Below are 12,157 nucleotides of genomic sequence, written 5' to 3' on the forward strand. Positions count from 1 at the left end.
TGTTTGCTCCTTTGTGTCTGCCCGTGGGAGGTGATGCTTATCAGCATAATCACCAACCTCTTAGGGTCTTTGAGATGGTCTTTAAGAGGACATCTTTAGGCCCCCTATCCTAATAGTGAGTTCTTTTGGAGGCCCCGGCCTGCAAGGGCTCCAGAGGTGCATAGAAAGTAATCAACGAGTGAAATAAAGGGGCCCCTTAAGGACCCCTTGTGTTTGTAGTTGTTTACCTGCCCCACTCCATGAAGCTCCCTGAGCCTGCATCGTCCTCCCAGGACATCGTTATGTTTCCACCTACGGTCAAGCGCATAGCCGACTCATAGCCGTGCAATGGGTTCTCCATTTGTTCCTCAAGGAAATCCGCGAGCATCTCTTGGGCACCCACCTCAGAATCCTTTTCCATGGCCTCTGTGAAGAACTGAACGCCAATCGCCAAGGCGTCCAAGCGGTCATCGTGAAGCAGCGAGCCCCTCTCCTTCGTAATACGAGTGAGCTGGTAGAAGCCGCTGTATTTAACGTCTGTGGTCCCGTCGATGTTTAGGGCCGTCTGGTAGTCCTTCTCAATGACTGACTCGTGGACACAGAGCCTATGACTGCCCAACACGGGCTCCAACACATCGCAGATACGTAGCTCTTTCTGACCTTTCGACTTGACCTCAGTGATAGCGCAACGATGAGTCCGGGTCATCACAGGACTGAACAACTTCACATACATCCCGTCACCGAAGTTACCTTCAATGACCACCTCGTTAACCTTGTACTTTTTCCCGATGTCGGCAAGGGCCTGCAAGGTCTTGTCGTCGTACCCACCACGGAAACCGCCCCAGTCAATTAGGTATATGTAGCCGTTGAGCATGTAGAGGACCGCGTAACCCGTCTCGTCCTTACCGCGTCCGCTTGGGTCAATCGCAAGAATCTTTGCGCCGTAGGCAGCAGTAGCGGCCCCGGCAGATTCGTAGCGGTGGAACCGGTCACCTTTAAGGCCAACGTTAGGAACGCCCCTCGCTTCGTTGTTGGTGTTGGGTAACCACTGAAGGGTTGTCGGTGCCGTGTCCAGAGAGAAAAGCCCCACGATAAAATCACGGAGCTTCAGAGGATACTTTTCGGCATCGCTAAGGTTGGGGTTAAGCATGAATTGAAGTGCGAAGCCGCCTTTACCGTAAGACAGTTCCCGTTCCCGTAGGTCCGTGTCATCAAATCGCACAGGATCGGTAGGCATCCAATAAAGCGAATCGTCTTCCTGAAGCTCTTTAAGAAGCATCGGTGCTAACCGGCTACCACCACCGCGCGCGTAGCTCTCAAGGTCTTTGTGGTCCTTGGGATACCGAGCGGGCCAGATAGTCGTCACATAGCCTTTGTCTTCGAGCGACCTATAAAGGGTCATCTCGGTTTGAGGCGTACCCAGATAGATAATCTGAGACCCTGGCAGCGGCTTAAGGATCGCGTCGAACTCTTGAACGAGTGTTGCCAAGGCTTCACGGGCTGCCTGAGTGGCACTGTTGCCCGGAACCTCAACGTCATCCGCAATAAGGATGTCTGCACGGGAACCCGTAAGCTGCCCAGTGATACCAACCGACTTCACAGACGGCGAGTGGTCAGGCTTAGCCGGTCCCACATCGAAACTCAAAGAGCTGTCCCGCTGCTTCGCGTTCGGTTTGAGGTGATGCAGAAACGGAAGTAGATCAATGATCCGCTTGATAAAGATGCTGTTTGCATCCGCCCGTTCTTTCGAGGCCGACACAATGAGGAACTTTAGGTCTGGGTTATTCCAAAGCTTCCACACCACAAAGGCGCATGTAATGAAGCTCTTGCCGATACCTCGGAATGCCTGAAGGATGAACCGCTTGTCTTTCCCCGAGGAAAGGACCCGAGCCATGTCTATTTGACATCGTGTTGGCTTCGGTAAGTTCAGGGCTGCCCACAGGACAAAAAGAAAGGCCACAAAGGACCTTTTCATTAACGCTATGTCTTTTTCAGATTGATTCAATTTACCTCCCTGTTATTTCTCCCCTTGTAATCTCCTTACAATTTGTTGAAGCGCAGTTACTTGCTCGTCTGCGCGCTGGGCCTGCTCGATAAGAAATCGAGAAGTGTTTGGGTGTAGTTCGGCGTTACCATTACTGACTGATCGACAACTACCTGTGACGTTACAGACGGTTGAATCTGCGAGCTGGACTGACAGCCTGATACCGTCATTACGCAACATATCAATAGTCCGTTGAGCCATCGCCTTGCTGTTCGTGCTGTAGTCCTGCCAATTTCTCGATATTTCGTTAAGAACCTTTTGAGTTGCTGCACGTTCTTCCTCCCGTTCGCTGTTGAGCTGTAATAGCTCCTGGGCCTTATCGTTGGATGCTTTTAAGTCCCGGTCATGCCAGCCCTTGGAATAGATCCCAAAGGCCAACAGACAGGCACAGGCAAGCCCCAATATGATCTTGGAAAGTGTTCCCATGGGTCTCCTTATTGCTTAGTGAGTAGTACCGTAAAGTTCATCGTCTGTAAGATCACGCACATCATCCAGAGAGGACGCAAGCTCACCTAACAGTGATGCGTTAGGCCGCAACTTTGCGATAGTGAATTTATGACGATCAAGGTATTTTTCGACAGCGTTGTATAGTTGAGGGCTGCGCTTCTCGGGGTCGCGCATGTCTTGCAGCATGAACTGACCTTTCTCCGTATCAAGTGCCTCAAGCAACCTTTCAAGTAAATCATGCATTGCATGCTCCGGCATTAGGTGACCTCCTTTGTATTAACCCCCTTTACAGTCTTGTATACCAAGACGCCGCATTGAGTAAGTGTGTAGATGATGGCAGCGGCATAGAACCAATCCGACATCGTTAAGCCCGCGAACCGGCTTGCCACATCGGCACCAGCAGCGGCCACGACGGGAGTTGCCCTTACAACCCCCTCATTAAAATTCAATTCGATCACTTAAGGGACCTCCTTAGATGTTTGTTAGGCCCATGCCAGAAGTTCAACGTTCCAGTCAAAGACGGACTGTATGAGTGTGCCGACTTGTCCGGTTGTACCCATGATGAATACGCCTGTAACGCCGCCATTGATCCAGAACGAAGAGGCGGTAATAGCACCGACTTGAGAGCCGTAAGTAGTAGAGCCGCCGCCGTAGTCACCAGCATATGCAGGGAACTTGAACACAGACCCAGCCGCCCAACCCAATTGGGAGGACTTTAAGGTTGCTCTAATGGTCACAATGTCAGGCATCACGCCAAGGCCGTGACTGTACTGAGTAGCGCCAGAGGTCAAAACGATGTTCGCGGAGGTCCATCGCTTGATCTTCGGGACCGCTTCAAGGGCAGTCGCTCGGGTCTCAAGGGCAGTCGCTCGGGAAGCCAGAGAGGCGTAAGCAGTTGCCAGAGAGGCAGCCTCAGCGGACCCCAGCGGCGTGACGATCCCGAAGAGTCGAGTCATCCATGCGCCAGTCGCGTGGGTTGGGTATGTCTCCGATCCGATCCGAGGTGTCCCGTTGGCGCCATCACTCCCCACAGTAAGCAGTGTTGTATCTGCAAACTTGTTCGCCTTCGGAGTCATGAATGCCCCTCGGAGGTTGGATAGGGTGCTTGGAGCGCTCGCATAAGTTGGAAACTCCGCAAGGACCCAGCCGGGACTGCCAGTCAGTTGGGACCCTTGGAGCTGGTCCTTCTTAATAACGGTAGCGGCGTCATTACCACCACGAAGGAAGTTCGCCCCAAGGGAGCCCGCAGAGATACCGTTGAGGTCCCGCATACGGAACTTGCCAGTGCTGGAAGTCAACACGAAGCAGCCACGCTTAGACGGGTCAGCTTGCCAAGTGGCTTCGCTCACAGTCGGGAAAAGGCCAGCCGTCAAGGCAGCCACGAAGTCAGGGAAAAGGCTCTTATCAAGCTCCTGCCCGTCATCCAGTGCGAAGCCCTGAAAGGGTTGCGGTCGGTGGCCCCACATGGTCATCCCGAGTTGAACGCCAGCACTTGCAGCGGACAATTCAGAGTTCTTAGCGGCCAGTTCAGAAGCCTTCGCGTGGTCCTCAGAGACCTTCGCCTTATCCTTGGAATCCAGAGCGGAATCCTTGTAGGTCAATGCACTGTCTCGGTAGGACTTCGCGTTGTCCTCAGAGGACTTCGAGGCAACCTGAGATAGTCGAGCTTTCTCAGCATCCTCAGCCGCCGCAAGGGCCTTTGTGGAAGCCGTAGAGGCAGCGCCCACAGCCGTCGTTTCGGAGACCTTAGCGTTATCCTCAGAGGTCTTCGCACGGACTGCGGAAGCCATGGCGGATTCACTGTTAGCCAGTTGTTGTCGGACGGTCACAGCGTCACCTGGCTGCACGCCGTCTCGGAGATTCACCAGACCCCGACCGCGAGCATCAAGGTCACCATCATTGTTCACTGCGATTGTGTCGGCGGTTAGGTCGCGCGCCTCTTCTGCGATGTGCAGAGATTGGACCTGGGCGGTATTCAGGTCGTAAGCCCGAAGGACGGAACCGTCTGAGAAATCCACAAGCCGTTCAGTTGCCGAAGTGATGCGGCGAATTTCCAAGCTATCAAAGCCATCGCCAGGACCCCAAGCAGCCGTCGTGGTAATAGTCTTCTTTGTTGCGAAACGATATTCAGAGGTAACAGCGAGAACGCGCCGTGTAGCACCCACGAGGGTAACTACAACAAATTTACGGGCGAGATACTCAAAGGGTACATCGAAGTCTTTACGGGAACCGTCAAGCGGATACGTAAGGACTGTTTTTGGTGCGGCCATATAGTCCTCCCTTTTAATAGGCAAAAGAAAACCCGCTGTGTAAGCCGGGTTCTAATAGTGAGTGTTTCTGTCCTTATCGAATCTCGACGCCCTGAGCCTCCATCATCATTAGCAATAGTTTCTGAGTGACCGGATCGTTAGGTACGAGCCCGCGCAGTCCATTGAAAACGCCTGTCATATATTCCTGATCAGCCCTACGTGAATCAGAGCCCATCGCCCCAAAGGCGTTGTAACCAGTCTGGTAACCGTTCGCCAGGACGCCCACGGCGGGAACCTGCTCAGTGACCCGACCGAGGAACCCAGTGAACCGCTTGTCTTTGGTAGCGCTGAACTTCATAGCGCCCTCTTCAGGTTTCTCCTTTGCCCCCCGAGGGAGGATCGACGAACGCACAGCGGCGCCCTGATCGAAACCGAAAGGAGCCGCTACGATGTTCAGCAGGCCCAGAGGTGCGCCAATGTGCGAACTGCGAGATAACCCTGCATAAGCCAACATTTTGGGATCAAGCGAACTCTTCAAGAATCCTTCACGCTGGTCCTTAGGCATCCCCGCCGCTTGGCTGTACTTCATGCCCACGTAAGTGGATACCGCGAGGCCCGTAGAGAGAACAGCTTGTAGCGTCTGGTCAATTGCCCGACCGTTCTTCGTTGCATCGTGATAGCCCCGGATCAATCGAGAATTGACGGAGCGCATCGTGAAGTTCTTGAACTGCATAGCCATCTTGACCCCAGCCCCGTAAGCCTGAGTGTCAGTAGAGGAAAGCGCGTGAGGCCGTAAGATGGTCTCGTGTGCGATCTTGTCACCCATACGCCACATGTCCATAGTCCGAGGATCACGCTGAAGGGCTGCACGGTCCTTAATGGTGTACTTGCCGCCCTTCCCTACTGCCATGTGTTCCCGAATCGCGGCCTTCATGCCCTCGAATTGCTCGGGACTGATAGACATCGAATGGAGCCTTTGAGGGTCAAACAGACTCGACTTACGACCGGCTAACACATGGTCCACAAGATCCGAAAGGACACCCGACCGGCCTGCATCTGCGATGTAGTTAGAAGACTCTGTTAGGAACTTCGTGAATGGAGACCGGGCCGATATTTCCTGGGTGAAGTACTTAGCGGTCCCCACAACGTTTGCCATCAGGGGGTTTACATCCGCTTGGTCTCGAAGGCGCTCTACGATATCTGTTCGGGTTGGTCGTAGGTGGTTATCCAGCTCACGACCGAACACCATTGAATGCATGTCCTTCAGGTCCTTAGCGCTGATCTTTGAGCCCCACTGAGTCATCTCACGAAGCAACGGAACGCCCTTCAAGAGCATGTGTGTATGCCCCTTCGTGACCATGCCTGCGACCTCTGAAATTGACTGAACACCCATGTAGGCATTCTTAGCGACAAACCCCAGGTCGGAGAGGATCCGCGCAGCGGTCGCTAAGGCTCCTTCCGCGTCCCGACGTGCCCGACCTGTGAGAATCTTTATGGACTCTTCGAGGGCAGCTTTCTCGGCCTTGCTTGATGCTTTGACCTGGGAGATGTCGTGTAGTAATTCCCCAGTGGTACGCCCAGTGGCCCCCATGATTCCGATGTCGCCATTAACGCGTCGGTCATAGCTCGGAGTGATACGGCCAAGGTCAAATTCCCGAAGGTCGTTGACCGCGAACTGTGTTCCATCCGAGAGAGGCACGGCCATATCAGAATCAAATAGGTGTCGCCCTTCGAGGAAGTTGTTAGATGCAAGCCCCATGCTTCCGGGGATGCTTCCTTGGTCACCCACGGATAGCAAATTGGAACCGTCGAAGTCCTCAGACTTGGCGATACCGAAAGCCTTACGCGTGGCGTAATCCTCTACGGCGGCTTGCAGGTCCGAAGCTTCCAACACACGTCCTTCACGGGCTGCCTGATCCATCAGGAATTTATCTACACGAGCCTTAACGTGTGGCCGTGCTGCATAACTGGCAAGCCAGGATTCAGAGATTGCATGCTGTAGTCCTTCCTGGCCCCCGAACTTTTGCAAGTGCAACGCCTTGGCTGCCGTCGAGTAGACGTTAGGGATGTATGAGCCAGCGTGCCGCGTCTCTGGGAGGATCGCTCGGGCATTCCGATTGCCGAACTGTGCGGGAGCTGCAAGGTAGTCGGCCTTACGGTCATAGTGATCCCGGACAGTCTCCATCAGCTTGCGTTCGCCTGGGGTCAGTTGGGTCAGCTTGTTCCCGGTGGTGTCCTCAATGGCTTCAGCTACTCGGCGATTTACCATGTCCTTGTGAGCCTGTCGGCCTCCCGCCTGGGTTGCAAACTGAGGGTCCTTGATAGCCTCCAAGAGTTGCTCCGACATCTTGTTGTACGTGACATGATCCTGGGCGGCAGTACGTTCAATGATGTCCGAAGCCGTGGCCCCGAACCTTCCATTAGACCCACTCACAGTACCCGTAGGGGACCTGAAGAGCTGATCCCCAATGTCCCGCACAGCTTGATTCTCGGAGCGCAACAGCGTGTAGCCAATCTCCGAAAAGCCGCCCATGGAAACCCCTTTGGCTGCCCTCTCCGCTGGCTCTTCCATGAACTGTGCAGCATCACGAAGGGTCATCGGGTTTAAGGGGTTGTTACCTGAAAGGATCGAACCGTCTTGCAATCGGACAGCGCCGGGCTCGCTGGGATGCGGCACTACGTCAATCCCACCGATGTTCTCAGGGGTTTCCCCAGCCAGCCAAGGGAATCGCGAAGGGTCATCCATTCCGGTCTGTCGGGCTGTCTCACGGGCTTCCAGGCGGATCGCCGACCCAGCAAAAGGGTTGCTATCGAACGTTTCCATTTCTGGGTGTAGCTCGAACCTTTCGTTGGGCAAGGCCGACTCGCCGTGCATCGCTAAGGTTTTCTCCAAGAGGTCATCAGGGACTTCCTCACGCGGAACGTTGACGGCTCGTTGTGCTGCACGGTCAAACAAAGCAGTAGCACCGGCACCGAAGAGAGCCCCGCCAACCAATGCGGTTCCGTAGTGCCCTTCAATACCTGTAGCCGCCTCACGAAGTCCCTCAGAACCAGCAGCAGAGATACCACCGTAGACGGCCCCCTGAGCCACACGAGAAATCAAGCGAGCGCCGGTTGTGCCTGGAAGTGGCGCGTAAGTCATAGGGTCAACACCCGCAGAGATAAACCCACCGACTACCTGTGCGCCTGTCCCGGCCCCATTGATTCGAGCCTCATAGCCGGCGTTTTCCTTTGCCATTGCAATGGCCTGAGGGAGATTCGCTCGCTTGCCCTTCGAGTAATCCATGATGAACCCGAAGTATTGAGGGTCTACACCCTCTTTGCGGATCATTTCGAAGTCATCACGAGTCCATGAAGAAGTGTCGGTAGGGTTCACCCATTCCAGCGGATCCACGGTTTCTTGAGTGGCATAGCGAAGGATCGACGGGATTGGCGAAGTCATAACAGAAGCCTTCGTAGCATCCCCAGTGCCCTCGAAGAACGTCTTTTCAGGCTTCACCATCGAGAGATAATCAGGCTGGGTCACTGGGGCTTCGCCACCCTTAAGACCCATCGCGCCAAGACCTGGGAGGCCCTGACCCACATGTATTGGGTTGGTGGCTGTAAGCCCCTGAGTGGCGTCCTCAAAGGAAACAGCCTTAGCCTTTGGGTGAATACCTGGGTCGGTCACCTCCTGGGCATCAAAGTATTTACGCGAAGGGCTCTCACCTGATACGTCCAAGAGGTTGCGCATATAGGTCTGCCCCTCAGGGCTAATCTTGGAAAAGTCGCCTTGATCCAATGCGGCCAACTGAGGGGAACCGAGTCGACCTTGCCCCTGGTTATACGCAAGGGCAGCTTTCAGAAGGTCACCGCCAAAAGCGCCTTTAAGGTCTTTGAGGTGACGCATCACAGCAGGGATTGCCTTCTGTGGGTCCATGCGGTCATCAGGGGTCATCAGGCCGTAAGCTTTACCGGTTGCCTCTGTGAACTGGCCGAGACCGAGGGGACCAGTAGGACTCTTCGCGTCCGTTTTAAATCGGGATTCGTTGAAGATCAGCTTATGGGCGAAGTCGTAGGGAACGCCTTCACGGTCTGCCTCTTGCCGAATCAGCGAATCGAAGGGAGTCCCGTTTGCCAGGACCTGGGTGTATTCGTCTTTGCTATTCAATATGTCCTCCTTGTGATTACTGTTTGCGGGCACCTCCCAGGATCCAACGCTCGTGCAATTCGTTAATGCGCTCGGCGCTCTTAACTCCGTCATCGAATCGTTTCTGTTGGGCAGCCGCTGCTTTTTCCTGGGCGTGTTTCTGCATGTCTTCACGACTGATGCGCATGCGCTTGCCGATCATGTTTGAGATATAGAGAGCGCCGCCTTTGCTCTCGACTGTCAGCCCACCGGCCCCCCATTCAGAATCTTTGCGTAGGGCCTGCATGGTCTCGTCGATGTGCGCCTTACCCGTTTCCCAGGATGCGGAATCGTTCGGGTCTACCATCAGGTCTCGTTTGCTAATCATTCCGTGGAAGCTGTTTGAGCTGTTCCACCCGTTGTCCTCAACAAAAGACACAGTGGTTTTCTTGAGGTAGTCGGACACGGCTCGGGAGGCTTCATTGGAGTCACCAGACCGCAACGTGACCGCGTCAAACACGGCCCTTGCCTGAGTCTCGAAGGCGCCAGGTAAAAACTTCAGCTCCTTTGCGTTGCTGTCGTTCTTAATGGCTGACCACTGTTCATTGCGATACTTCTGTTCATCCTGAGATAGCCCCTTCTTGGACTTCTCGGCGTCGATAAGAACCTGGGGGTCAATGCCGGATTCTGCCGAGTAACGGAGCTTCTCTAAGAGCCCTGCTTGATCTGGGAAGAGCTGGGAGATTGTCGCGGGGTCTGCCTGATAGGCGCGTTGAAGTTCCTTGAGCCGTGGCATGTCGCCGGCTGGATCAGGACTAATCAGCGCACCCTGCCATTCCCGAGAGGCATCCGTAAGGAGCGTCCCGAAAGCCGCCTGAAACGGGCCCTTGTCGTAATCAGCGCGCAGAAGGGAAACCTTCATGGCGTCCTTCTGGTTGTCGGGAATCTGTAAGGCGTCAATCTGGCCCATCTTCTTGGCCGCATAGGTAGCCATGTCGCTTGCTTTCATCTCGCCCGTGTTTTCGTTAACAGGGAGAAACTTAGGATCGACCGATACGTTTTCCCCATTCATGCGCCGGGTGTACGCGTCATCAATTACGAGCTGTCGGTTATCCGCCTGGGCAGCTTGTTGCAGCTTCACCAGTCCTTGCTGGGACGCCTGCGCGACTTTGTGCGAGAGCTGCGACTTTGCGTCGATCAGCATTTGCCGTTGAGGGGTCATCTCGGGCCCAGCCTGTACCCAGTCGTTCCCTTGTTCGAGCTTGTTGAGCATCTGCCAGCCAGCAGCCGGGTCAACCTGATTGACGGCGTTGGTGATACCCAGTTGGAATGTCTCGTTGCGTTTGGAGTCCCGTGTATAAGCGGACCCCATGGCCTTGACCCTTAGGTTCTCGTAGACCTCAGGGCCCAATAGATCCTTGACCTTGTGCTGTGCCCCGTAAACGTTAAGCGTCTGGTCTCCCAGGTTGTCCAAGAGAGTCGTACCGCCCTCCTTGTTGACCGCCTCAGAGGCTACTTGCTGGAGCGCTTTAATAGCATGGCCGTCACTCGGGAAGAGGCCCGATTGAAGTCCTGTATTGATGTAGTTAGAGAACCATTGGGCGCTTGCAGGATTCGACATCACCTTAGGGTCATCAAGCATCGGTTGGGTATCTGCCCTGGTCTCAACGACCGATTGAGCTTCGAAGTTCTTGGAAATCCATTGACCGTGCAGGTCATAGACCGCCGCATTGCGGTTGGTGATGTCGGTGTTAAACCCCTTCTGATACAGCGTGTCGTTAGGGTCAATACCTGCATCTTCGGCGTAGCTCTTGCTGACCATCTCCATCCGGGTCTGTCGGTATTCATCGAGGTCTTTCCGAGTACGGAAGGTTCCCTTTTGAATTTCTTGTTGAATCTCCGAGTCCACCTGATAGGCAGCGTTCCGGCCCGACTTTAGCCGTAGCTGGTCCATCGCGTCCGGGTCATCCTTGTACAGAAGCGTCCCGTCTGCGATTGCCGAACGGCGTTGCTCAGGGGTCAGCTTTCGGATGATCTCGTTAGAGCGTTCATCGGCGGTTTGTTGCTGTTGCTCCCTAAGGGCACCGTAAGCAGCCCCCGAGTTCTTCACGAAGTCCGCCATGCCTTCAGCGAAGCCATTGCTTCCTGTGTAATCACTAAGCTGCCGTTGTGCTTGGAAGTTACCGCCACCTTGCGCAGTAAAGCCCTTACGTTTCCCGGTGGTCTGCTGGGATTGGCTTAGCGCCTGTTCAATCGAATTCATTTAGTCGGTCCTCCTTGTGGTGTACCAGCACCTTTCGGAGCGGTCTTTGAGAAGCCGCCACCGGATGCGTAACCGCCCAGGCCAGCCCCAACGATGTTCAAGGCATTCGCGATGTTGTTCACCTTCGCACCCTGGCCACCACCGCCACGAACAGCCGACCGGGCATTCTCCACAGCACCGACACGGTTCTGAAAAATGGCCGCATAGTCACGGTTGTAGTTGTCGGTAATGTTCATTTTCTCGGCTGAAGATTCGTTGTCAGCAGAGCGTCGAATGCGGTCAATGGTGTTGCCGGACATACCCGACTCCCCCACTGCTGCGTTGATCGTTCCTTGATTGCGAAGAGCCTGTAGGTTGACCTCTGTGAGTTGGCGTTGCGCCTCTTCACGCTTGTCCACCATCGTCAGGGCCGTGTCCGCGTCCTGCATATTTGCTTGCTTGATTATTTCCTGTTGGTTCTTCCGCTGGGCGTCCGTAGCTGCCCCTTTAGCTTTAGCCTGTTCAGAAGCTCCCATTGCTGCACCGGCTACGGCTACAACAGCCATGCCGATAGAGACCGGTTCGCACATTGCGATTCCTCCTATAGCCAGAATTGACGGAACCTGAATCCAGCCGGACTCATGATGTGACCTGTGTGAAAGGTTGCACCGAGAGACTCCAAAAGCCGGACGTGGGCGTGATTGTCCACCGACACAATGTTGGTCAATGGCATGTTGTTAGGCAGCTCGTCCTTAACGAGAGCCAAGTGTTCCTTGAGGATCCTGTAGAACCGGAACCGCTCGGCCTTGTTGAGCATTCCCAGGACACTCGTAGTCACGAACCAAACAACCCCCTGAGCGTGCCCACCCACAGCCAGAACGAGAGAGCCGCACTTAATTGCGTGCGTGGTTTCGTCGAGAGCTTTGGGGAGTACGTCAGAGGGTGTCCGGCCAGATTGAAGCGAGTGGAACTCCGCAAGATCACCAGTGGATAAATCAAGAGACGCGGCCCATAGGTCCCCGTGTGTTGCCTTTACTTTGTACATGCGTTGAGCCTCCCTATTGTTCGTAATAGTGAGGACTTTTGGA

The 12,157-nt window shown here is 54.6% G+C and carries 9 protein-coding genes; all 9 read right to left on the bottom strand.

Annotated elements, in window-relative coordinates; all coding sequences use genetic code 11:
• Positions 1-223 precede the first annotated feature (223 nt).
• The 9 genes from terL to KJF94_RS30585 all read right to left on the bottom strand — a co-directional run bounded on the left by terL (position 224) and on the right by KJF94_RS30585 (position 12,114).
• On the bottom strand, positions 224-1,984 hold the full coding sequence (gene terL, locus KJF94_RS15975) for a phage terminase large subunit (protein WP_250548170.1): 1,761 nt from the start codon (positions 1,982-1,984) through the stop codon (positions 224-226).
• Positions 1,985-1,996: 12 nt separating this feature from the next.
• On the bottom strand, positions 1,997-2,449 hold the full coding sequence (locus KJF94_RS15980; protein WP_214377274.1) for a lysis system spanin subunit: 453 nt from the start codon (positions 2,447-2,449) through the stop codon (positions 1,997-1,999).
• 15 nt (positions 2,450-2,464) lie between these two features.
• Positions 2,465-2,713, bottom strand: coding sequence for a hypothetical protein (locus KJF94_RS15985; protein WP_214377275.1), 249 nt, complete (start codon positions 2,711-2,713; stop codon positions 2,465-2,467).
• 14 nt (positions 2,714-2,727) lie between these two features.
• Positions 2,728-2,928 carry a phage holin family protein gene (locus tag KJF94_RS15990; protein WP_214377276.1) on the bottom strand — a complete coding sequence of 67 codons (201 nt, stop codon included), beginning with the start codon at positions 2,926-2,928 and terminating at the stop codon, positions 2,728-2,730.
• A 24-nt stretch (positions 2,929-2,952) separates the two neighbouring features.
• Positions 2,953-4,740: a phage tail fiber domain-containing protein gene (locus KJF94_RS15995; protein WP_214377277.1), complete on the bottom strand. Its 1,788-nt coding sequence runs from the start codon at positions 4,738-4,740 to the stop codon at positions 2,953-2,955.
• A gap of 73 nt (positions 4,741-4,813) precedes the next feature.
• Positions 4,814-8,869, bottom strand: coding sequence for a transglycosylase SLT domain-containing protein (locus KJF94_RS16000; protein WP_214377278.1), 4,056 nt, complete (start codon positions 8,867-8,869; stop codon positions 4,814-4,816).
• Between the two features lie 16 nt (positions 8,870-8,885).
• Positions 8,886-11,090 (bottom strand): hypothetical protein, encoded by a 2,205-nt coding sequence (locus KJF94_RS16005; RefSeq protein ID WP_214377279.1) that lies wholly within the window; start codon positions 11,088-11,090, stop codon positions 8,886-8,888.
• A complete protein-coding gene (locus KJF94_RS16010; protein WP_214377280.1) occupies positions 11,087-11,659 on the bottom strand; it encodes a virion core protein, T7 gp14 family in 573 nt (190 codons plus the stop codon). Before KJF94_RS16010 ends, KJF94_RS16005 begins: the two co-directional genes overlap by 4 nt.
• 11 nt (positions 11,660-11,670) lie before the next feature.
• Positions 11,671-12,114, bottom strand: coding sequence for a phage protein Gp13 family protein (locus KJF94_RS30585; RefSeq protein ID WP_214377281.1), 444 nt, complete (start codon positions 12,112-12,114; stop codon positions 11,671-11,673).
• Between the last annotated feature and the right edge of the window lie 43 nt (positions 12,115-12,157).

Source organism: Pseudomonas hormoni (assembly GCF_018502625.1).
Lineage (GTDB): Bacteria > Pseudomonadota > Gammaproteobacteria > Pseudomonadales > Pseudomonadaceae > Aquipseudomonas > Aquipseudomonas hormoni.

Coding starts and splice junctions, on each gene's coding strand:
- KJF94_RS16010 (WP_214377280.1), bottom strand. CDS start 11,659: ATGTGCGAACCGGTCTCTATCGGCATGGCTGTTGTAGCCGTAGCCGGT.
- KJF94_RS30585 (WP_214377281.1), bottom strand. CDS start 12,114: ATGTACAAAGTAAAGGCAACACACGGGGACCTATGGGCCGCGTCTCTT.
- KJF94_RS15985 (WP_214377275.1), bottom strand. CDS start 2,713: ATGCATGATTTACTTGAAAGGTTGCTTGAGGCACTTGATACGGAGAAA.
- KJF94_RS16005 (WP_214377279.1), bottom strand. CDS start 11,090: ATGAATTCGATTGAACAGGCGCTAAGCCAATCCCAGCAGACCACCGGG.
- KJF94_RS15980 (WP_214377274.1), bottom strand. CDS start 2,449: ATGGGAACACTTTCCAAGATCATATTGGGGCTTGCCTGTGCCTGTCTG.
- KJF94_RS15995 (WP_214377277.1), bottom strand. CDS start 4,740: ATGGCCGCACCAAAAACAGTCCTTACGTATCCGCTTGACGGTTCCCGT.